Raw genomic sequence first — 22,158 nt, 5'->3', positions numbered from 1 at the left:
CCCACAGGTACTGCACTGCCCTCAAGTGCAGGGGTAAACCTGTGGGAGCGGGCTTGTCCCGCGATGAGGCCGGCAAATACAGCACAAAAAAAGGGGAGCATCCGCTCCCCAGAGGTTAACCGCTTGTAGATGAGGGCTTATCTCAGCCCTCGATCTCGATCAGGATCTCACCCGGCGTCACGCGATCGCCCTTGGCCACGTGGATGGCCACGACCTTCCCAGCAATGGCCGCCTGCACTTCGGTTTCCATCTTCATGGCTTCGGTGATCAGCACGGCCTGGCCAGCCTTGACCACGTCCCCTTCCTTGACCAGTACATCAACGATGTTGCCCGGCATAGTGGTGGTGACGTGACCTGGATCGGTGGCTTGCTTGCGCTTGCTACCGCCGCCACCGACGAACTCGTTGAGTGGCTCGAACACCACTTCTTCCGGCATGCCGTCGATAGACAGGTAGAAGTGGCGCTTGCCTTCGGCCTTAACACCCACCCCGGTGATGTCGACGCGGTAGGTTTCGCCGTGCACGTCGATGACGAACTCGGTCGGTACCCCTTCACCGCCTGGAGCAGAAACGGCGCCAGCTTCTGGAATTGGCAACAGGGCTTCCGGAGTGAGGGTGCCGGCTTCGCGTTCTTCGAGGAACTTGCGGCCAATATCCGGGAACATGGCGAAGGTAAGCACGTCTTCTGCACAGCGGGCCAAGGCGCCGATGTCGTTACGCAGCTTGGTCATCTCTGGCTTCAGCAGGTCGGCCGGGCGCACATCGATCACTTCCTCGCTGCCGATCGCCTGGCGGCGCAGCTGCTCGTTGACCACACCCGGGGCCTTGCCGTAACCGCCTTGCAGGTACAGCTTCACCTCGTTGGTGATGGTCTTGTAGCGCTCGCCAGCCAGCACGTTGAAGAACGCCTGGGTGCCGACGATCTGCGAGGTCGGCGTCACCAGCGGCGGGAAGCCGAGGTCTTCACGCACACGCGGGATTTCGGCCAGCACTTCGTTCATGCGGTTGAGCGCGCCCTGTTCCTTGAGCTGGTTGGCCAGGTTGGAAATCATGCCACCGGGCACCTGGTTGACCTGCACGCGGGTGTCCACGGCGGTGAATTCGCTTTCGAACTGGTGGTACTTCTTGCGCACGGCGTAGAAGTACAAGCCGATTTCCTGCAGCAGCTCCAGGTCCAGGCCGGTATCGAATTCGCTGCCCTTGAGCGCAGCAACCATCGACTCGGTACCCGGGTGGCTGGTGCCCCAGGCGAAGCTGGAGATGGCGGTGTCAATATGATCGGCGCCGTTTTCCACAGCCTTGAGCTGGCACATGGCGGCCAGGCCGGCGGTATCGTGGGAGTGGATGAACACCGGCAGCGACTGCTCAGCCTTCAGCGCCTTGACCAGTTCACCCGTGGCGAACGGGGTCAGCAGGCCGGCCATGTCCTTGATCGCCACCGAGTCGCAACCCATGGCTTCCATCTGCTTGGCCTGGTTCACGAAGGCCTCGATGGTGTGCACCGGGCTGGTGGTATAGGCGATGGTCCCCTGGGCATGCTTGCCGGCAGCCTTGACCGCTTCGATGGCCACGCGCAGGTTACGCACGTCGTTCATGGCGTCGAAGATACGGAACACATCAATGCCATTGACCGCTGCCTTGGCGACGAAGGCTTTGACCACGTCGTCGCTGTAGTGGCGGTAACCCAGCAGGTTCTGGCCGCGCAGCAGCATTTGCAGGCGGGTGTTGGGCAGGGCTGCGCGCAACTTGCGCAGGCGCTCCCACGGGTCTTCCTTGAGGAAGCGCACGCACGCGTCGAAGGTGGCGCCACCCCAGACTTCCAGCGACCAGTAGCCGACTTTGTCGAGCTTGTCGCAGATCGGCAGCATGTCTTCGGTACGCATGCGGGTGGCCAGCAGGGACTGGTGGGCGTCGCGCAGGATCGTGTCGGTTACGTGAATTTTCTTGGACATTATAGGTTTCCTCACAGGCCTGCGTGGGCGGCGATGGCGGCGGCGATGGCCAAGGCCAGCTCTTCGGGTTTGCGCTTGATCGAGTAGTTGGTCAGTTCAGGGTGGCTTTCGACGAAGCTGGTATTGAACTGCCCGCTACGGAATTCCGGGTTGCGCAGAATTTCCTGGTAATAGGCGGCAGTGGTCTTCACCCCTTGCACACGCATGTCGTCCAAGGCTCGCAGGCCGCGGTCCATGGCCTCTTCCCAGGTCAACGCCCACACCACCAGTTTCAGGCACATGGAGTCGTAGAACGGCGGAATGGTGTAGCCGGTGTAGATCGCTGTATCGGTACGCACGCCCGGGCCACCGGGGGCGTAGTAACGAGTGATCTTGCCGAAGCTGGGCAGGAAGTTGTTCTTCGGGTCTTCGGCGTTGATGCGGAACTGCAGCGCGTAACCGCGGTGCTGGATGTCTTCTTGCTTGACCGACAGCGGCAAGCCCGAGGCGATGCGAATCTGCTCACGGACAATGTCGATACCGGTGATTTCCTCGGTGATGGTGTGTTCCACCTGCACCCGGGTGTTCATTTCCATGAAGTACACCTCGCCATCGGCGAGCAGGAACTCCACGGTACCGGCGTTCTCGTAGTTCACCGCCTTGGCCGCACGCACCGCCAGGTCGCCGATGTAGGCGCGCTGCTCGGGTGTGAGCTGTGGGCTTGGGGCAATTTCGATGAGCTTCTGGTTACGGCGCTGGATAGAGCAGTCACGCTCGAACAGGTGCACCACGTTGCCGAAGCTGTCACCGAGGATCTGTGCCTCGATGTGCTTGGGGTTGACGATGCACTTTTCCAGGAACACTTCGGCCGAACCAAAGGCTTTGGTGGCTTCGGAAATCACTCGCGGGAAGTTCTGCTCCAGCTCTTCGCGGCTGTTGCAACGGCGAATACCGCGGCCGCCACCACCGGAGGTGGCCTTGAGCATCACCGGGTAACCGATGCGCTCACCTTCGCTCAGGGCTTCATGAATATCGGCAACGTTGCCTTCGGTACCCGGGGTTACCGGCACACCAGCGGCGATCATGGTGCGGCGCGCTTCGGTCTTGTCGCCCATGCGGCGAATGACGTCGGCGGCCGGGCCGATGAACTTGATCCCGCGTTCAGCGCAGATCTCTGCCAGTTCAGCGTTTTCCGATAGGAAACCATAGCCCGGGTGCAGGGCATCACAGCCGGTTTCCACAGCCAGGTTCACCAGCTTGCGCGGGTTCAGGTACCCGGCCAGCGGCTCGGCGCCAATGCTGTGTGCTTCGTCGGCGCGCTTGACGTGCAAGGCATGCCGGTCGGCGTCGGAATAGATCGCTACCGAGCGTATGCCCATCTCGGCGCAGGCACGCACGATCCGAACTGCGATTTCACCTCGGTTGGCGATCAGGATTTTTTTTATCACTGGAGTCTTCCCAAAGCCGTAGGAACAGTCGAGCCGGTTCTACCGGTCGGCGCGTGACCAGGCGTTGCTGGCCAGTCGCGTATTCACCCTAGCGCTGTAGGTTGATAAACAAAAATCAATATTTGTTAGATGCAGTATTAGCAAAAGCTTATAGTGCGGTAACAAGGTATTGCCGAAGGGCGGGTTATAAATGCGTAAGTCCTTGATGCGTATGACTTTGCGTCAATTGCAGATCTTCAATGAGGTGTGTGATTTGCGTTCGTACAGCCGTGCAGCGGAAGAAATGTCCCTGACGCAACCCGCCGTTAGTCTACAGATTCGTCAGCTCGAAGAGCTGATTGGGCAGCCGTTGTTCGAGTACGTGGGCAAGAAGCTGTACCTGACCGAAGCGGCCGAGGCGCTGCAACGTGCCAGCCGCGATATATTCGGCCGCCTCGAGAGCCTGGACATGCAGCTGTCGGACATGCAGGGCTCACTGCAAGGGCAGCTGAAACTGGCGATCGAGTCCAGCGCCAAGTACTTCGTGCCACACCTGTTCGCCGCCTTCAAGCAACGTCACCCGGAGGTCAATCTGACCCTGACGGTGGTCAATCGCGCCCAAGCCATCCGCCGCCTTTCGGACAACCGCGACGACCTGATCATCATGTCGATGGTGCCGCAGGACATGGGCCTGGAATTTCTGCCGTTCCTCAACAACCCGATCATCGCAGTGGCGCCGCCTGAGCATCCGCTGTGCAAGCTGGAGCAATTGCGCCTGCAAGACCTGGAGCCTCATACCTTGCTGGTACGCGAGCAGGGTTCAGGCACACGCAAGGCCTGCGAGGAGTACTTCAAGGACAAGCGCGTGCATTTCACCCAGACCCTGGAAGTGGCCTCGGCCGATGCCCAGTGCGAGTGTGTGATCGCCGGCCTGGGGATTGCCCTGCTGACTCGCCATGCGGTCAATCTGGAACTGGCCACAGGCGCACTGAAAGAGTTACCGGTAGAAGAGCTGCCGCTGTACCGCAGTTGGTGCGTGGTGCAGGCCAAGGCCAAGCGGCAGTCGCCGGTGGCCTTGGCGTTTCTGGCGTTCATCCGCAGCGAACGTGCGCTGATCAGTGCGCTTGTTGAGCGTTTTTCGGGGAAGTTGCCACTGAAGACTGCCACACTGTAAGTGCTTGCAACTCGGGGTAGTCCACCAGCTCGCGCAGCAGTTGACGTTGGTCGCAATAGGTCTCGATCGCGCGGCGGTATTCCATGCGGCGCTGATCCTTTTCCTGCTGCTTGCGAGCCTTGGCGTTGGGTTGGTAGATACCGTCGTGGTCACGTGCCATTGCCTGTCTCCCAGATAGGATGCGGGACTTTCAGACTGGCCTTGAAGGTTTACGGTTTGGCTGTGGGATGGTGACAGAATCGTGAATTTTTACTGCCTGTAGCGGCCTCTTCGCGGGCTCGCCCGCTCCCACAGGTACTGTGCAACTTTTTAATCGGTGCAATTGCTGTGGGAGCGGGCAAGCCGGCGAAGAGGCCGCTACAGGTTGGATTCAGTCGTCTGTAGCCTTGATCGACTTGGGCGACAAACGCAGGCTGCGCAAGCTGCGCTTTACGCTCTTCAGGTGGTTGACCAGGCTCGGGCCGCGCGCCATGGCCACGCCCATGGCCAGCACATCGATCACCACCAGGTGGGCGATACGCGAGGTCAGCGGGGTGTAGATTTCGGTGTCCTCATGCACGTCGATTGCCAGGTTCACGGTCGACAGCTCGGCCAACGGCGTCTGGCTTGGGCACAAGGTAATAAGGTTGGCACCGCTCTCACGCACCAGATTGGCGGTAATCAGCAGGTCCTTGGAACGGCCCGACTGGGAAATGCACACCGCCACATCCCCAGGCCTCAAGGTAACCGCGGACATCGCCTGCATGTGCGGGTCGGAATACGCGGCCGCACTGAGCAGCAGGCGGAAGAACTTGTGCTGGGCATCCGCCGCTACCGCGCCGGATGCGCCAAAGCCATAGAACTCCACGCGTTGCGCCTGGGCCATGGCGCTCACGGCCTGTTGCAGCGCATGCGGGTCGAGGTGCTCGCGCACTTCCATCAGCGTGTGCAGGGTGGTGTCGAAAATCTTCAGGCTGTAGTCGGCAACCGAGTCATCTTCATGGATCGCGAACTGGCCAAAACTGGCCCCGGCGGCCAGGCTCTGCGCCAGCTTCAATTTCAGGTCCTGGAACCCCGAGCAACCGATTGCCCGGCAGAAACGCACGATGGTCGGTTCACTGATACCCACGCTGTGCGCCAGGTCGGCCATGGAGCTGTGCATGACCGCAGCCGGGTCGAGCAGCACGTGGTCGGCCACTTTGAGTTCCGATTTGCGCAGCAAGTGGCGCGATTGGGCAATGTGTTGCAACAGATTCACGGGCTGGACTCGGTTATGATCGGCTGGCCGGGTTGTAGCTTTCTTGTAGTTATACTACATGGACGCCAACCCGCCCAGTTAAACGAACGTGGAGAGTGGCGGTTTGACTATTCCTTGCGACATTCTGGTGTTCGGTGGCACCGGCGATCTGGCGCTGCACAAGTTGCTTCCCGCGCTCTACCACCTGTTCCGCGAGGCCCGCCTGAACAATGCTGTGCGCATCATCGCGCTGGCGCGGCGCAACCTGCCACGTAACGACTACCTCAAGCTCGCCGAACGCCACTGCCGGGCACAAATTGCCCGCAGTGACTTCGACGAAGAGGTCTGGCAGCGGTTTTCCGCCCGGTTGGACTATTTCGCCATGGATGCTTCGCAAAGTGCCGACTTCGGCCGCCTGGCACGCTACCTGGGCGAGCCCGGCGGGCTGACGCGCATCTTCTACCTGGCCACCGCTCCCAACCTGTTCGTGCCAATTGCCAACCACCTGCGCAACGCCGGCCTGGCCGACCCCGAAGCGCGTATCGTGCTGGAAAAACCGATTGGCCACTCGCTGGCCTCGGCCACCGCCATCAACCAAGCGATTGGCGCAGTGTTCGACGAAAACCAGGTCTTTCGCATCGACCACTACCTGGGCAAGGAAACCGTGCAGAACCTGATGGCCCTGCGCTTCGCCAATGCCCTGCTGGAGCCGGTGTGGCGCAACAATCAGGTCGACCACGTCCAGATCAGCGTTTGCGAGACCCTCGGGGTAGAGAACCGCGGCGCCTATTACGACCGTGCTGGGGCAACCCGCGACATGCTGCAGAACCACCTGCTGCAGCTGTTGTGCCTGGTGGCCATGGAGCCGCCTGCGCAGTTCGAGGCTGAAGCGGTGCGCGACGAAAAAGTGAAGATACTGCGGGCCCTCAAACCGATCACCGGCCAGGACGTGCAGGACAAGACCGTGCGCGGTCAGTACGGTGCCGGACACATCGGCGGCCAGGAGGTGCCTGCCTATTACTTCGAAAAGGACGTCGACAACGACAGTGATACAGAAACCTTCGTGGCCATCGAAGCGCACATCGACAACTGGCGCTGGGCAGGTGTGCCCTTCTACCTGCGCACGGGCAAACGCATGGCACGGCGTTCGTCGCAGATCGTCATTCAGTTCAAGCCTGTACCCCACGAGCTGTTCAGCGGTGGTCAGGTCAACCAACTGTTGATCCAGTTGCAACCAGATGAGCGCATCAGCCTGCGCATGATGACCAAGAGCCCAGGCAAAGGTATGCGGCTGGAGCCGGTGGACCTGAACCTCAACCTGGCGCAGGTGTTCGGCCAGACCCGCCGCTGGGACGCTTACGAACGCCTGCTGCTGGATATCCTGGAGGGCGATTCCACGCTGTTCATGCGGCGTGACGAAGTGGAAGCGGCCTGGGCCTGGATCGACCCGATCCTCAAGGGCTGGGAAGAACACTTCCAGGCGCCACGCCACTATCCGGCTGGCAACAACGGTCCGGAGCAGGCCAACAGCCTGCTGGCCCACCGCGGAAGAGCCTGGCATAGCTGAAGCCGTTCCCGATTTCAGTCTGGCCTGCGCGATATGAAAGTGGTGCGTGCCCCGCGAGGCACCCCATCTTTCATCAGAGGCTCAAATCATGACAATCGACATCGACAACTTCGTAGCAATCAACGACAAGCGCCCCGGCAAGGAGGCGTTTCGCGTGTTCGGCACCGTAACGGTCGCCAATCCAGGAATCGAACCGGTACTGAGCACCCCATCCCCCCGCCACCGCGGCGGTTGGGAAGTGCTTCGTCTTGATCTGATTGAGCCTGACTCCCCCTCCATGGCTGTGATGACGACCAAGCCGGTTGCCTACGAGCAAGCGGGCATCAGCCCCTGGACCGACCTGGAAATCCAGGGCTGCGAGGGCAGGCTGAAAATCGTGACCATCGACTGAGACCCCCTGAGTAGCGCCTTAAGCACCAGGCCGGCAGAACGAGGACGTGATCAGGTTCGGCCGGCCCACTGCTGCAACCGGGCTGCACTGATGAACGGCAGCGTAAGAGGGTGATTATTTATACAGTACCATTTACCCGGCACTTGCCCCGCCCTAGAATGGCCCGATGCACACAGATGACCTCTCCCTCCTGCTGAACTCCCTCAACGATGCTCAACGCCAGGCCGTCGCGGCCAAGCTCGGGCGTCAACTGGTGCTTGCTGGCGCCGGCTCCGGTAAAACCCGCGTGCTGGTGCATCGCATCGCCTGGCTGATCCAGGTGGAACAAGCATCGCCGCACTCAATCCTGTCGGTGACGTTCACCAACAAGGCTGCGGCAGAAATGCGCCATCGGATCGAGCAACTGCTGGGGATCAACCCGGCAGGCATGTGGGTCGGTACCTTCCACGGGCTGGCCCATCGCCTGCTGCGGGCCCACTGGCAGGAAGCACGGCTGGTGCAGAACTTCCAGATCCTCGACAGCGATGACCAGCAGCGCCTGATCAAGCGGGTCATGCGCGAACTGGGGCTGGACGAGCAGAAGTGGCCGGCACGCCAGGCCCAGTGGTTCATCAACGGGCAGAAGGATGAAGGCCTGCGCCCGCAGCATATACAGGCGGGGGGCGACCTGTTCCTGGCGACCATGCGCGAGGTGTATACCGCCTACGAACAGGCCTGTGAGCGCGCGGGGGTCATCGACTTCTCCGAACTGTTGCTGCGTGCACTGGACCTGTGGCGCGACCACCCGGGCCTGCTTGAGCACTACCAGCGGCGCTTCCAGCATGTACTGGTAGACGAGTTCCAGGACACCAACGCCGTGCAGTACGCCTGGCTGCGCCTGCTGGCGCGCGGTGGTGCCAGCCTGATGGCGGTGGGCGACGACGACCAGTCGATCTACGGCTGGCGCGGCGCCAAAATCGAGAACATTCACCAGTACACCGCCGACTTCCCCGACGCCGAAATGATCCGCCTGGAGCAGAACTACCGCTCCACCGGCGGCATCCTCAAGGCTGCCAACGCCCTGATCGTCAACAACAGCGGGCGCCTGGGCAAGGAACTGTGGACTGACATGGGTGAAGGCGAACCGCTGACGCTGTACGCGGCCTACAACGAGCACGACGAAGCGCGCTACGTGGTGGAAACCATCGAAAGCCTGGTCAAGCAGGGCAATGCGCGTAACGAAATCGCCATTCTCTACCGTTCCAACGCCCAATCGCGGGTGCTGGAAGAGGCCCTGCTGCGCGAGCGTATCCCGTACCGTATCTATGGTGGCCAGCGCTTCTTCGAGCGCGCCGAAATCAAGAACGCCATGGCTTACCTGCGGCTGATCGAAGGGCGTGGCAACGATGCGGCCCTGGAGCGGGTGATCAACGTGCCGCCACGCGGCATTGGCGAGAAAACCGTCGAAGCCATCCGCGAGCATGCCCGCCACAGCCAGGTGTCGATGTGGGAAGCCATGTGCCAGCTGCTGGCTGCCAAGGCGCTGAAAGGCCGCGCCGCCAGCGCTCTGGGTGCCTTCATCGAGCTGATCGAGGGGTTGGCCACGAAGGTCACGGACATGCCGCTGCATACCATGACCCAGACCACCATCGAACAGTCCGGGCTGATCACCTATCACCAGGAAGAAAAGGGTGAAAAGGGCCAGGCACGGGTAGAAAACCTCGAGGAACTGGTCAGCGCGGCGCGCAACTTCGAGTCCACCGACGAAGACGCCGATCTCTCGCCGCTTTCGGCCTTCCTCGGCCATGCCTCGCTGGAAGCCGGCGATACCCAGGCCGATGAGCATGAAGACAGCGTCCAGCTGATGACCTTGCACAGCGCCAAAGGCCTGGAGTTCCCGTATGTGTTCCTGGTGGGCATGGAAGAAGGCCTGTTCCCGCACAAGATGAGCCTGGAAGAACCCGGCCGTCTGGAAGAGGAGCGCCGCCTGGCCTATGTGGGAATTACACGGGCTATGCGCCAGCTGGTCATGACCTACGCCGAAACACGTCGCCTGTATGGCAGCGAAACCTACAATAAGGTGTCGCGTTTCGTACGTGAAATTCCCGCAGGCCTTATTCAGGAGGTGCGTCTGTCCAACAGCGTCAGTCGCCCGTTCAGTGGGGCCAAGACGGCCACCAACAGTAACCTGTTTGCCAATGCCAATATTCCACAGACGGCGTTCAACCTCGGCCAGCGCGTGCAACATGCGGTGTTTGGCGAAGGCGTGATCCTCAACTTCGAGGGTTCGGGCGCCCAGGCACGGGTACAAGTGAATTTTGCCGAAGGCAGCAAGTGGCTGATGCTGGGGTATGCGAAGCTCGAAGCCATCTGATGTACTGGGCCGCTCTGCCGGGCGGCCTTGTAACATTCAGGCAAAAGCTCGAAACACTATGTCACTGGTCATGTGCACGGGAACCTGTGCAACATGACGCGCGTGCAATCCACAACAGGGGATATCCCACTTATGCAACGTTTTCTTAGCATCGCACTGGCGCTCTGCGTCGGCCTGACGCTGAGCCTGGACGCCAACGCCAAACGTTTCGGCGGCGGCAAGAGCTCGGGCTCCGCGCCTATCCACCAGACCCGCCAAGCCACGCCAACCACGCCTGCAGCCGCACCGACCGCACCTGGCCGTGCCCCGGCTGCCGCCAGCGGTGCTTCGCGCTGGTTGGGCCCACTGGCCGGCCTGGCCGCCGGTGGACTGCTGGCGTCCATGTTCATGGGCGACGGTTTCGAAGGTTTCCAGATCATGGACTTCCTGATCGTGGCGCTCATCGCCTTCCTGGTGTTCCGCTTCATTGCAGCCCGCCGCCGCCAGCAGCAGCCGCAAATGGCTATGCCAGGCCATGCGCCGATGCAGCGTGAAGCCCACAACCAGCCAGCACAGCCATCCGTCTTTGGTGGTTCGGCCGCACCTGCCGCCGCTCCGGTGATCAACGCCCCGGCCTGGTTCAACGAGCAAAGCTTCCTGGCTGCCGCCCGTAACCACTTCCAGTCGCTGCAGCAGCACTGGGATGCCAACGAAATGGACAAGATCAGCGAGTTCGTTACCCCGCAAATGCTCGAGTTCCTCAAGCGTGAGCGTGCTGAGCTGGGTGACGGCTTCCAGGCCACCTACATCGACAACCTCGAAGTACAGCTGGACGGTATCGACGACCGCGCCGACCGCACGGACGCCACCTTGACCTTCCGCGGCGTGTCGAAAACCTCGCGCTTCGACCAGGGCGAAGTGTTCAGCGAAAGCTGGCACATGGTTCGCGCCCCAGGCGAGAACCAGCCTTGGCTGGTGGCCGGTATCCGTCAAAACGGCTAACCGCTGCGTGCTACATAAAAAACCCCGGGCCTGTCCCGGGGTTTTTGCTTTTGCCAGAGTGGCCTACTAGGGTATAACGCGCAGCGTTGTCATCTAGGTCAGAGGAAGTGAACCGTGGAAGAAGTGATCGAACAACTCCGTGAAGCCAATCAGCCAGTGCCGGTGCCCCTTGAGCTTCCCGACGAGGACCAGCTGGTCGAAATCGAAGAAGAGCTGTTCATCAACATACCGTTCGTGTTCAAAGAGTTTCTACTGACCGTCAGCGACGTGGTGTATGGCTCGCTGGAGCCGGTAACCGTCACCGACCCACAATCGCACACCTACCTGCCTGACGTTGCCGCCAACGCCTGGGACGCCGGCGTGCCGCGTGACCTGATTCCGCTGTGCCAGGACGGCGACAACTACTACTGCGTCGAAGAAGACGGCACCGTGGTGCTGTGGGACGCCGAAGAGGAAATTGCCGGTGAAGACAGTTGGGAATCAGTGTGGCACTGGGCGCGGGATGTCTGGCTGGAGAGCTGATTTCAATCTCTGCCCCCACAGGAACACCATCGCCTCCAGCTCCTGTGGGGTACCTGTGGAAGCGGGCAAGCCCGGGTAGAGGCCGGTACAGGCACAGGAAGTTTACGGCCCGGTGCCATCAATGTGGCTAGAATCGCCAGGCTTTCTGCGCCTGGCGACATTGCTACCGCTCAGTCCCCGCGAACGACGATGAAATCTTGCTCAGGGAGCATTGCGCCCTTCAGTGCGTATTCTCGCGACTGTTTTCCAGCGTCTCCAGCAAGGCGATCTGCATGCGCGTGTGCACGCGGATGAACCAGCGCCACAGCAAGGCCACCACCACCGCCGCCACCACGGCAATGACCAACAGCAACTCGTTGGTGGGCAGAATGCTCGCCGACAATGCCGACAGCAGCAGGAAAATCACCAGCAGCGACAACAGCGGGATAACCTCGGCGATCACCCGGCGCACTCGCTGGGTATGGCGCCCGGCCATTTCCGGCTTCACGCCCATTTCTGCCAGCAGCATCGACAGTGCCTTGAGCTTGCGATAGGCAGCGATCAGGAAGGGCAGCGACAGCAACAACGCCGCGCCCCAGATAACCGCCTTCTGCTGGCTGGCATCGCTGACCCACTCACTGAGCCAGTTGCCGATGCGCTCTGCAAAGTAACCACCACTGAAGAAAATGGCGATCACCAGCGCCAGGTTCACCCCCACCTGCAACAGGATGCGCCGGATCATCGCCGCCAGCATGGCGCTCTCGCCCTGCGGCTGTATATTGCGCAACCACTCGCCATACAACGAAAGCACCCGCGCCAGGCGGCTGGGCACCACATTGCCAAGTTTCTGCGACAGCGGGTCGGCCGCACGGATCAGATAGGGCGTCAGCAGCGTGGTAATTGCCGATACCGCGACCGCCACCGGGTAAAGGAAGTCGCTGGTCACCTGCAGCGTCATGCCCAGCGCGGCGATGATGAAGGAAAACTCGCCAATCTGCGAAAGCCCCATGCCCACCCGCAGCGATGTGCGCCCGTCATTACCGGCAATGAACGCCCCCATGCCGCAGGAGAGCATTTTGCCCAATACCACCGCCAGGGTGATGACCACGATCGGCCAGGCGTAATCGACGAGCACTTGTGGGTCGATCATAAGGCCGATGGCGACAAAGAAGATGGCACTGAACAGGTCGCGTACCGGCTCGATCAGGCGTTCGATCTTCAGCAACTGACGTGATTCGGCCATGATCGCGCCAATCAGGAAGGCGCCCAGCACCATGCTGTATTCCAGCTTTACCACCAACAGGCAGAAGCCGAAGCACAGGCCAAGCACGGTAATCAGCAGCATTTCGTTGCTTTCAAATTTGGCCACATAGGCCAGCAGCCGCGGCACCAGCAGAATCCCGATAACCAAGGCAACGATCATGAACAGCGACAGCTTGCCCACTGTGGAGAACACTTCGCCCGAGCTGACCGTGCCGCTGACAGCGATGCCTGACAGCAGGGCAATAATACCGATACCAAGGATGTCCTCCACGATGAGCACGCCGAAGATCAACTGGGCAAAGCGCTCGTTCTTCATCTTCAGGTCATTCAGTGCCTTGACGATGATGGTGGTCGAGGAAATGGCCAGGATCGCGCCGAGGAATAGCGAATCCATGGTGTTCCAGCCGAACCAGCGGCCAATCTCGAAGCCGATCCAGATCATCAGCACGATTTCCAGGAAGGCCGCGATGAACGCCGTGGCACCAACCTTGAAAAGCTTGCGCAGACTGAATTCGAGCCCCAGGCAGAACATCAGGAAGATCACTCCCAGTTCAGCAAGGGTCTTGATGGTTTCTTCGTCATGGATCAGGCCGAATGGCGGGGTGTGCGGGCCGATGATGAAGCCGGCGACGATATAGCCCAGTACGACGGGCTGTTTGAGGCGGTGAAAGAGAATGGTGACCACGCCAGCGACCAGCATGATGACTGCCAGGTCCTGGATAAAGCTGATGGCATGCATGGCGTGATACTCCTTTTCTCGTCTTTTTTTTGAATGCCTGGGCAGACCGCTCCTCTGCCAAGGCAAACCTGAGCGAGCAGCAAGTACATACTGTATTGAATGCAGGAATGCCCATGTTGCATGGGCGTACTCAGGTTAACATCGCACCCCGCCGCAAAAAGCCGGTGCAATATGCAGAAACAGATCGGCTGGAAAAGCGCCGCTGATGGCATGATCAGCGTGACGATGGCGCGTCAGCCAACGTCCCGTACCAACAAGGCAAATTCAAAAGAGGGGAACAGAAGTGTCAGCAGATAACGCCCCCCATTCGCCCGATTCAGCGCAACCTCACCGTGAGCACACTATGGAACCTGGAAACGCCCAGCTGAGCATGACCGTCCTGATGACCCCGGACATGGCCAACTTTTCTGGCAACGTACATGGCGGCACCCTGCTCAAGTACCTCGACGAAGTGGCCTATGCGTGCGCCAGCCGCTATGCCGGCAGCTATGTGGTGACCCTGTCGGTCGACCAGGTGATCTTCCGCGAGCCCGTGCACGTGGGTGAACTGGTGACCTTCCTGGCGTCGGTCAACTACACCGGCAATACATCGATGGAAGTCGGCATCAAAGTGGTGACCGAGAACATCCGCGAGCGCTCGGTGCGCCACTCCAACAGCTGCTTCTTCACCATGGTCGCGGTCGACGACAACCGCCGCCCGGTGCCGGTGCCGCCGCGCCAGCCGCACAGCAGCGAAGAAAAGCGCCGCTTCCTGCAAGGCCAGCAGCGTCGGCAGATCCGCCAAGAGCTTGAGAAGCGCTACCAGGACCTGAAAACCGACGCGATCTAAAGCGCCAGCGGCTGCGCCTCAAAGCGCACCCGCGGATGGGCGATGCGGTCCTGGGCCCGCACCAGTTGTAGTTCGTAGCTGGCGCAGGCCTGGGTTTCCAGCAGCACCTCATGCACGGCTGCAGCGGTGAATTCGAAGGCTTGCACCCAGCTGTCGCCGAGCAGCACACGCGCCAGGAACAGGCCTGAGGTCAGGTCACCCACCCCCACCGGCTGCCGCGGGAACGCCAGCAGCGGGCGGCGCAGGTGCCAGCTGTGCTCGGCAGTCACCAGCAGCATTTCGAACTGGTCTTCGGCCCGCCCGGGGTAAACCAGGTGCTTGACCAGTACCACCTGCGGGCCACGCTGCAGCAGGCTGCGCGCCATGTTCACGCAATCCTCCAGCGACTGTGCGCGGCGCCCACAGAAGCTGTCCAGTTCCAGCTGGTTGGGGCACAGGATGTCGGCCCGGGCCGCCGCCTCGTCGAGCAGGAACTCGCTCACCTCCGGCGGCACGATGCAGCCCTTCTCCGGGTGCCCCATGACCGGGTCACACAGATACAGAGCCTTTGGGTTCACCGCCTTGATCCGCTCGACGCCAGCCAGGATCGCCCGCCCCTGCTCGGCACTGCCCAGGTAGCCGGAAAGCACAGCATCGCAGTGACCCAGCTCGCCAATATTGGAAATACCTTCCACCAACGCAGGAATTTGCGCCGGGGCAAGCACTTCACCCGCCCACTGGCCATACTGTGTGTGATTGGAGAACTGCACGGTATTGAGCGGCCAGACATTGACCCCGATACGCTGCATGGGAAACACCGCGGCGCTGTTGCCGGCGTGGCCGAACACCACATGGGACTGAATGGCGAGCAGGTGCGGGGTACGTTTCATGCGGGAGGTTTCCAAAGCTGTTTCAAGGATTGTGCGCAGCGCAGTATGAACTCGATTGCCACCTGTACGACAGGCCAGGGACGCAGTTAAGCTGGATCTACCTGTTTGGAGCATATGCAAATGTTGACCCTGGAGAACGTCTTCGTCCTGATGCTGTTGGCCACGGCAGGCGGCTGGTTGTGGCACAACCATGGGTTGCGCGAAAAAGCCCTGGAACGGGTCAAACAGCACTGTGCCAAGCTCGACCTCGAGCTGCTCGACGATGCCGTCGCACTCAAGCGCATCGCCTTTGTCCGTGACGCCAATGGCCGCAAGCGCCTGGCACGCATCTATGCCTTTGAGTTCACCGTCACCGGCGAGCAACGCCACCCGGGTACTGTGACCCAGTTCGGCGCGCACAGCGTGCAGATCGAGCTGGCGCCCTACCCGTTTGAAATCAAGACACCACCACGCACCGACAATGTCATCGAGATGCAGCAGTGGCGTCAGGAACACAATCGCTGGCGCAACTGATCAGCTGACGCGGCATTCGCTCAACCCCGCTTGCAGCGTGGGTTGCGATTGCGGCTGATCAAAAATCAGCTCGATACGGCTATCCCTGCGCCATTCACTGGGCTGCCATATCGGCATGTCACCCTTGAGCCCATTAAATGATTGCCAACCTTCCACGCTGTGGATAACCCCTTTGGCACGCCGCCATGGCAAGGTCCGCAAGAACGCCAGTAGGCGCTGTGGATAAAACTGCTGTGCGGGATGCCAGCGCCAGCCAATGCTCCAACCTCCCTCCCCCTCCTGCGCAAGACAGATCGGCTGGCTGGGGTCTGTCCACAATATTGTTGGGGCTCCCCCAAGATTGTCGACAATCTGGTTTTCCTGAAATGGGCTGTCGACAATCTCTACCAGGGCGCCAGGAAGGCTTGATAGCGGCACCTGGCCCTGTACCGACCACATCACATTCTTGTCGTTAAATTTATTAGTTATCAACAACTTAGATTTTTCATCCACAGCCTCCGACTTGTTGAAAAGCACGTATTCAGAGGCGTTGAAAGCCTGCTGTTGGGCGTCCGGAAGCGGCTCGTTTCGCGCCATGGATTGCGCATCGACAACCATCAACAATGGCTGAATTGTCAGCACTCCAGCCCACGGAGCCTGTTTCAGCTGAGCAAGCAGCTGCAACGGGTGACCCAGGCCAGACGGCTCGATAAACAGCCGGTCAGGCCGGGATTTGCGCAACAACCGGCCCAGGCCCACCTGAAACGGCATGCCGTTGACACAACACAGGCAGCCACCTGCAACCTCGCCGATGGCGATGCCATCTTCGTCACGGCTGAGCAACGCCGCATCCAGGCCAACCAGGCCGAATTCGTTGATCAAGACCGCCCAGCGTTCGTTGCGCGGGCGCTGGGCCAGCAGATGGCGGATCAGGGTGGTCTTGCCGGCGCCCAGGGGGCCGGCAATGACATGGGTGGGAATGTTCTGCAGCATGGGATGGCTTCAGGCGGGGTGAAGGCTCACTATGCGCCGTCAGGCTAGCCAGTCAAGGCTGAGCAGCAGGCGCCCTTGCTGGCCCGAGGGCGAGCGGTGCACCAGCCCTGCACCTTCGTTGCCCTGCCACTTCTCGCCCTTGAGTACAGCCACTTCACCGACGTGCAGTTTCTGAATGTTATGCACAGGCACTTGAGCTGTGTGTAACTCCCCGCGTGGGCTCTCCTGCTCTCGCAACCACTCGCTACCCGGGCCCGCATAGGTGGTGAGCAATCGCAACGGCACGTTATCCACATGAAAGCGCGGGCACATGGGCCCGGTCAGCACCCGCAGGCGCAAACCGACCCGCCGCGCGCCAACCAGGCAGGTATATGCCGCCACCAGCCAGGCTACATCGGCCACGAACGCTTCGTAACCCTGCAGGTCCGCCGCTTCGCGTAGCAAATCCGACATAACCGGCATCTGCTGCTCGTCCACATCCATTACCCACTGATCTGACAGGGGTTGCCCAAGGCTGACTACCAGCTCGGCAAAATCCTCCAGCTGTGGCGGCAAGCGCCGGCGCCAGACCGCCAGGTTCACGCCGTCCTGCAGCACGTCGGTCAACACCAGCGGCGTTTCGCCAAACACCTGGAAGATATCCACAGGCTTGAGCGCCTGGTTCATGCTGCTGCCTCCTCGTGCCAAGGGCCAAATGGATCAGCCAGACGCAACCAGCCCATAGGCCCCAACTCCATTTCTTCATCCGTCAACAAGCAGGCCTGAAGCTCTGTGGATAACTTTTTGAAGTCGATATTCTGACCAATGAACACTAATTCCTGCCGGCAGTCACCGGTTTCGGCGTGCCAGTGTTTCAAGATATCGGCAGTGTTATCCACATCCTGGGGCCACTGCTCGCGCGGCACGAAACGCCACCAACGGCCCGCCAGGCCATGGCGCATCATGCCACCTGCCTGGGACCAGCTACCGGCTTCCTGGTACTTGCTGGCCAACCAGAAAAAACCCTTCGAACGCAGCAGCCGACCATTGCTCCAGGGCTTGTGGATAAAATCAAAAAAGCGCTGTGGATGAAGTGGCCGCCGCCCCTGCCAGGTCGTGGCCGCGATGCCGTACTCTTCAGTCTCCGGCACATGCTCGCCGCGCAATTCTTGCAACCAGCCAGGCGCTTGAGCAGCCTGGTCGAAGTCGAATAGGCCAGTGTCCAGAATGCGCGCCAGCGGCACCTGGCCCATGACCATGGGCACGATCTGCGCCCGGGCGTTGAGGCTGCGCAAAATGGCCATGAGTTCTTCGCGCTCGTGCTGGCTGATCAGGTCGATCTTGCTCAGCAACAACACATCGGCGAACTCCACCTGCTCGATCAGCAGATCACTGATCGACCGCTCGTCCTCTTCGCCCAAGGTTTCACCACGGCTGGCCAGGCTGTCTGCTGCCTGGTAATCGCGTAAAAAATTCAGGCCATCGACCACAGTGACCATGGTATCCAACCGCGCCATGTCGGAAAGGCTGCGGCCCTGCTCGTCGCGAAACGTGAACGTCTCGGCAACCGGCAGCGGCTCCGAGATACCCGTGGACTCGATGAGCAAATAATCGAAGCGGCCTTCTTCGGCCAGCCGCGCAACCTCTTCGAGCAGGTCTTCACGCAGTGTGCAGCAGATGCAGCCGTTGCTCATCTCGACCAGTTTCTCTTCAGCGCGGTTGAGGCTGACGTTGCGCTGCACCTCGCTGGCGTCGATGTTGATTTCACTCATGTCGTTGACGATGACCGCGACCCGCAGGTGGTCGCGGTTACGCAGCACATGGTTGAGCAAAGTGCTCTTGCCGGCGCCAAGGAAGCCAGACAGCACGGTGACAGGGAGACGATTGGACATGGCGAAACCTCTTCAGGCGAGCGCATTCGAAACGATGCATTGCACAATGTTATAAAGTAACAATACAATTTCGCCAAGCCGTTCTCGACAGACGAGTATTCACCGGGGATGAAAAATGAATCTGCTGCGCGCCATGGTGTTGCTGTTGCTCGCCATGCCTACTTCGCTGTTCGCCATGCCAAAGAACAGCCCGATGGCGATGTGTACACGCAGCGCGACACTGCTTGCCTGCCAGGACGGCAAAGGCAGCTATTACAGCGTGCGCAACGAAGGAAATATGTTCTACCTGCGCGGCTACGACTTCACCAGCCGGCGCCTATGGGCACAAACCAACAGCCGCTATGGCACGTTGACCTTTTTTACCGGCCTGGCCAGCGATGGCGAAGCCTGGGTGGGTTACAGCCGTCGCGTTGGCTGGACCACTCTGAACCGCGTATCCAGCTCCAGTGGGCAGCGCTTCAAGCTGCATTGCAGCCTGATCGGCGCTTGCCACTGATGCCTCTTTTTGTTTGGAAAGCCAGATGACCCAGCTCAAGCTCCCCGACATCGCAGCACAAGCCCTGGAGTACACCTTGCCTTTGGACTGGGTGGGCATGTGCGGCATCGCCTTGCCTGTGCAATTCGAAGGGCGCACCGCAGCCGCCAAAATCGATGCAGGCGTAAGCCTGGTTGACGGCAGTTCACGCGGTATCCATATGTCGCGGCTTTACCTTGCCCTTGAGACATTGGAGCACCAGTCCGTCACTCCGCTGGCAATCAGGCGGCTACTGGCTGATTTCCTGAGCAGCCATGAGGGCCTTTCTTCGGCAGCCTACCTGCGCCTGCGCTTCGAGCACATGCTGAAACGGCCGGCTTTGATCAGCCCATTGGCAGGCTGGAAAGGCTATGCGGTAACAGTCGATGCAAGGATAGAAAATGAAATGTTCCACGTGGAACTATCTGTTTCCGTTCCGTACTCCTCCACCTGCCCGTGCTCGGCTGCACTTGCACGGCAACTGATTCAGCAGCAGTTCCTGGACGATTTCAGCGAGCAGCAGGTCGAAAAATCCGCCATATTGCAGTGGCTGGGTAGCGCCAAAGGCATTGTGGCGACGCCCCATAGCCAACGCAGTACCGCGCAAATTCAGGTACGGCTGCGCGGCACTCAGCAGGATCTACCCATCACCGAATTGATTAACTGCGTAGAGGGAAGCTTGGGGACCGCTGTGCAGACTGCTGTGAAACGTGCAGACGAACAAGCCTTCGCCTTGGCCAACGGGCAGAACCTGATGTTCTGCGAAGACGCCGCACGACGCCTGCACAACTCACTGCGGCAAATGGAATGGAGCACGGCCTTCAAGCTGCGCGTGGAACATGCAGAAAGCCTGCATGCCCACGACGCCGTCGCTACCAGCCAATGGCAATGGGACGTCAGCTGCGCGGTTTGACCGTGCCACAGTCATTACCTAGCCACACCGCACGGGTGTTCATGCTGCCTTGCTGCTGCACACCCGAAGCGTTGAAGGTACCACTGACCTGAGTAGTGAACTCCCGGTCGCTGAGGAAGGTAGCCTGGCCAGTACCTTGTGCCTTGGGGCAGCTGAACTGGAACTTCCACACATTACCGGTACGGTCGGTAATCTTTTGAGTGCAGCCCGATTTCGGATCCTGCAGTGGGATATCGTTGGTGGCCACCTGCTCTGGCGTCAGGCACGAACGCACACCATTGCCACCGACAGTTACCCCCTGTTTCGCCAATACCCCCTCCATCATCGCGCGTTGCTCTGGCGGCAGATTTTTCAACTGACCGAGCATGAACTGCATGTCGGGTAACGGTTTGCCATCGACCTGCATATTGCTGGTGGTCAGCTCCCACAAACCTGGTTGCAGCATCTGGGCATGCACCAGTGGGCTGCTCATGGCCAGGGCCAACGCCAACAGTGGCAGACGAATCTTCATGGACGATCGCTCCTGAAAAAACCGGCCAAGCGGGCCGGGCTGAAACTTGGACGCCAAATCCACCTTCAGGTTGCAAGGCGGACCGGGAACGTGTTCTGTTACCTCAAGTGTACTCGGCAAGCAGGATGCATATGGATTACCACAGCCCCTACTTTTTTGGTTACCTACTCGGACTGATTCACTTACTGGGTATCGTCGCCGCGCTGCACGCGATCTTTACCGTGCGTACCGCCCAAGGCGCCATCGCCTGGGCCATGCCCTTGTTTTTCATCCCCTACCTTACCTTGATCCCCTACCTGATCTTCGGCGCCCGCTCGTTCTATGCCTACATCAAGGCCAGGCGCCAGGCCAACCAGGAGATGCACGTGGCCATGGCCAATCTCAACTGGCGGCCTTGGGTGGAAGAAGCCCTCACCGCCCGGGAATCAGAAAGCTACACAGCCCTGCGCGCCATGCCCAAGCTGGGCCGCATGCCCTGCCTGGCGAACAACCAGGTGAAGTTGCTGATCGATGGAAAGGCCACCTTCGATGCCATCTTCGCCGCCATCGACAAAGCCCGCGATGTGGTGCTGGTGCAGTTCTTCATCATCCATGACGACAACCTCGGCAAGGCACTGCAACAACTGCTGCTCCGTAAGGCCGCCGAAGGGGTGCAGGTATTCGTGCTCTATGACCGCGTCGGCAGCCATGCCTTGCCAGCCCGCTACAGCCAGCAGCTGCGCGACGGCGGTGTGCAGATTCATGCCTTCGCCACCCGCCGCGGTTGGTTCAACCGCTTTCAGGTAAACTTCCGCAACCACCGCAAGATCGTGGTAGTGGATGGCCTGATTGGATTCATCGGCGGGCACAACGTGGGCGATGAATACCTCGGTGAGCACCCGAAGCTTTCCCCTTGGCGCGACACCCATGTGCAAATCGGCGGGCCGGTGCTGGCCTGCCTGCAGGAGTCGTTCGCCGAAGACTGGTACTGGGCCACGCGCCAGCTACCGCCGCTGATCCTGCCGGATACCTACCCGGACAACGGCGTGCTGTGCCAGGCCTTGGCCAGCGGCCCGGCCGACCCGCAGGAAACCTGCTCGCTGTTCTTCCTCGAAGCAATCCACTCCGCCACCCGCCGGGTGTGGATCACCAGTCCCTACTTCATCCCGGACGAGGCGGTGTTCGCCGCCTTGCGCCTGGCGGTGCTACGTGGGGTCGATGTACGCGTGCTGATCCCGTCACGACCAGACCATCGTGTGGTCTATGCCGCCTCAAGCCTGTTCGCCTTCGAAGCGGTGCGCGCGGGTGTGCGCATGTTCCGCTATCAGCCGGGCTTCCTGCATCAGAAGGTGGTGCTGGTGGACGATGATGTCAGCGCGATCGGCAGTGCCAACCTGGACAACCGCTCGTTCCGTCTGAATTTCGAGATCACCCTGCTCACCGTCGACCGCAGCTTCGCCGACCAGGTGGAGAAGATGCTGATCAATGACTTTGAACAGTCGCGGGAAATCACTGCGGAGGACAGCCTGGACACTCATCGACTGCAGCAGTTGGGGATGCGGATTGCACGGCTGATTTCGCCAATCCTTTAAGCTAAGCAGTATGAGTGTGGGAGCGGCCTTGCGGCCCTCTCGCGACACAAGGC

General features: G+C 60.5%; 21 protein-coding genes. 11 read left to right on the top strand and 10 right to left on the bottom strand.

From position 1 onward, the window contains the following. Positions 1-142 precede the first annotated feature (142 nt). Both oadA and ACK1VC_RS03650 read right to left on the bottom strand, forming a co-directional pair. The gene (gene oadA / locus ACK1VC_RS03655; RefSeq protein ID WP_191087114.1) at positions 143-1,951 is read right to left on the bottom strand and encodes a sodium-extruding oxaloacetate decarboxylase subunit alpha; all 1,809 of its coding nucleotides are present in this window, start codon (positions 1,949-1,951) and stop codon (positions 143-145) included. Between the two features lie 11 nt (positions 1,952-1,962). Next, positions 1,963-3,378: an acetyl-CoA carboxylase biotin carboxylase subunit gene (locus tag ACK1VC_RS03650; RefSeq protein WP_016489867.1), complete on the bottom strand. Its 1,416-nt coding sequence runs from the start codon at positions 3,376-3,378 to the stop codon at positions 1,963-1,965. Between the two features lie 190 nt (positions 3,379-3,568). Here ACK1VC_RS03650 and ACK1VC_RS03645 point away from each other — a divergent pair, with 190 nt between their 5' ends. Next, positions 3,569-4,531 (top strand): LysR family transcriptional regulator, encoded by a 963-nt coding sequence (locus tag ACK1VC_RS03645; RefSeq protein WP_016489868.1) that lies wholly within the window; start codon positions 3,569-3,571, stop codon positions 4,529-4,531. Here the strand turns inward: ACK1VC_RS03645 and ACK1VC_RS03640 are convergent. Further along, positions 4,473-4,691 (bottom strand): PA3496 family putative envelope integrity protein, encoded by a 219-nt coding sequence (locus ACK1VC_RS03640; RefSeq protein WP_080641095.1) that lies wholly within the window; start codon positions 4,689-4,691, stop codon positions 4,473-4,475. The genes ACK1VC_RS03645 and ACK1VC_RS03640 overlap by 59 nt on opposite strands. 210 nt (positions 4,692-4,901) lie before the next feature. Beyond that, positions 4,902-5,768: a transcriptional regulator HexR gene (hexR, locus tag ACK1VC_RS03635; RefSeq protein WP_016489869.1), complete on the bottom strand. Its 867-nt coding sequence runs from the start codon at positions 5,766-5,768 to the stop codon at positions 4,902-4,904. Positions 5,769-5,871: 103 nt separating this feature from the next. Between hexR and zwf the strand changes: the two genes are divergently transcribed. The 5 genes from zwf (at position 5,872) to ACK1VC_RS03610 (ending at position 11,561) form a co-directional block, all read left to right on the top strand. Next, a complete protein-coding gene (zwf, locus tag ACK1VC_RS03630) occupies positions 5,872-7,314 on the top strand; it encodes a glucose-6-phosphate dehydrogenase (protein WP_016489870.1) in 1,443 nt (480 codons plus the stop codon). 88 nt (positions 7,315-7,402) lie between these two features. After that, complete coding sequence (locus ACK1VC_RS03625) at positions 7,403-7,705, top strand: hypothetical protein (RefSeq protein WP_016489871.1); 303 nt, start codon at positions 7,403-7,405, stop codon at positions 7,703-7,705. Between the two features lie 166 nt (positions 7,706-7,871). After that, positions 7,872-10,058, top strand: coding sequence for a DNA helicase II (uvrD, locus tag ACK1VC_RS03620; RefSeq protein ID WP_019470257.1), 2,187 nt, complete (start codon positions 7,872-7,874; stop codon positions 10,056-10,058). Between the two features lie 132 nt (positions 10,059-10,190). Beyond that, positions 10,191-11,039 (top strand): Tim44 domain-containing protein, encoded by an 849-nt coding sequence (locus tag ACK1VC_RS03615; RefSeq protein ID WP_016489873.1) that lies wholly within the window; start codon positions 10,191-10,193, stop codon positions 11,037-11,039. A gap of 114 nt (positions 11,040-11,153) precedes the next feature. Continuing rightward, entirely contained in the window at positions 11,154-11,561 is a 408-nt protein-coding gene (locus tag ACK1VC_RS03610) for an SMI1/KNR4 family protein (RefSeq protein WP_016489874.1), read from the top strand. 220 nt (positions 11,562-11,781) lie between these two features. Here ACK1VC_RS03610 and ACK1VC_RS03605 read toward each other — a convergent pair whose 3' ends face one another. Continuing rightward, positions 11,782-13,542, bottom strand: a complete 1,761-nt coding sequence (locus tag ACK1VC_RS03605) for a cation:proton antiporter (RefSeq protein ID WP_016489875.1) — start codon at positions 13,540-13,542, stop codon at positions 11,782-11,784. Between the two features lie 343 nt (positions 13,543-13,885). Between ACK1VC_RS03605 and ACK1VC_RS03600 the strand changes: the two genes are divergently transcribed. Continuing rightward, entirely contained in the window at positions 13,886-14,371 is a 486-nt protein-coding gene (locus tag ACK1VC_RS03600) for an acyl-CoA thioesterase (RefSeq protein ID WP_003253263.1), read from the top strand. Here the strand turns inward: ACK1VC_RS03600 and pdxY are convergent. Further along, positions 14,368-15,240: a pyridoxal kinase PdxY gene (gene pdxY, locus ACK1VC_RS03595; protein ID WP_016489877.1), complete on the bottom strand. Its 873-nt coding sequence runs from the start codon at positions 15,238-15,240 to the stop codon at positions 14,368-14,370. The genes ACK1VC_RS03600 and pdxY overlap by 4 nt on opposite strands. A 120-nt stretch (positions 15,241-15,360) precedes the next feature. Between pdxY and ACK1VC_RS03590 the strand changes: the two genes are divergently transcribed. Further along, positions 15,361-15,753 carry a DUF3301 domain-containing protein gene (locus ACK1VC_RS03590; RefSeq protein ID WP_016489878.1) on the top strand — a complete coding sequence of 131 codons (393 nt, stop codon included), beginning with the start codon at positions 15,361-15,363 and terminating at the stop codon, positions 15,751-15,753. On the opposite strand, the gene ACK1VC_RS03585 is transcribed toward ACK1VC_RS03590, so the two are convergent. Genes ACK1VC_RS03585 through zigA form a run of 3 tightly spaced genes read right to left on the bottom strand, consistent with a single transcriptional unit; the run spans position 15,754 to position 18,596 of the window. Continuing rightward, positions 15,754-16,725 carry a CobW family GTP-binding protein gene (locus ACK1VC_RS03585; protein ID WP_016489879.1) on the bottom strand — a complete coding sequence of 324 codons (972 nt, stop codon included), beginning with the start codon at positions 16,723-16,725 and terminating at the stop codon, positions 15,754-15,756. 39 nt (positions 16,726-16,764) lie between these two features. Continuing rightward, on the bottom strand, positions 16,765-17,391 hold the full coding sequence (locus ACK1VC_RS03580) for a DUF1826 domain-containing protein (RefSeq protein ID WP_191087115.1): 627 nt from the start codon (positions 17,389-17,391) through the stop codon (positions 16,765-16,767). Then, a complete protein-coding gene (gene zigA / locus ACK1VC_RS03575; protein WP_023048552.1) occupies positions 17,388-18,596 on the bottom strand; it encodes a zinc metallochaperone GTPase ZigA in 1,209 nt (402 codons plus the stop codon). Before zigA ends, ACK1VC_RS03580 begins: the two co-directional genes overlap by 4 nt. 115 nt (positions 18,597-18,711) lie before the next feature. Here zigA and ACK1VC_RS03570 point away from each other — a divergent pair, with 115 nt between their 5' ends. Together ACK1VC_RS03570 and folE2 are read left to right on the top strand one after the other, a co-directional pair. Further along, a complete protein-coding gene (locus ACK1VC_RS03570; protein ID WP_023048553.1) occupies positions 18,712-19,092 on the top strand; it encodes a hypothetical protein in 381 nt (126 codons plus the stop codon). 25 nt (positions 19,093-19,117) lie between these two features. Next, entirely contained in the window at positions 19,118-20,023 is a 906-nt protein-coding gene (gene folE2, locus ACK1VC_RS03565) for a GTP cyclohydrolase FolE2 (protein WP_449117850.1), read from the top strand. Here folE2 and ACK1VC_RS03560 read toward each other — a convergent pair. Further along, the gene (locus ACK1VC_RS03560) at positions 20,007-20,534 is read right to left on the bottom strand and encodes a DUF3617 domain-containing protein (RefSeq protein ID WP_016489884.1); all 528 of its coding nucleotides are present in this window, start codon (positions 20,532-20,534) and stop codon (positions 20,007-20,009) included. The genes folE2 and ACK1VC_RS03560 overlap by 17 nt on opposite strands. 131 nt (positions 20,535-20,665) lie before the next feature. Between ACK1VC_RS03560 and cls the strand changes: the two genes are divergently transcribed. Continuing rightward, positions 20,666-22,105, top strand: a complete 1,440-nt coding sequence (gene cls, locus ACK1VC_RS03555; protein ID WP_016489885.1) for a cardiolipin synthase — start codon at positions 20,666-20,668, stop codon at positions 22,103-22,105. The last annotated feature ends 53 nt before the right edge of the window (positions 22,106-22,158 follow it).

It is taken from the genome of Pseudomonas sp. XP2 (assembly GCF_053557975.1).
Note: the sequence above shows the minus strand (reverse complement) of the source record. Positions and strands in the feature narration are given on the sequence as shown.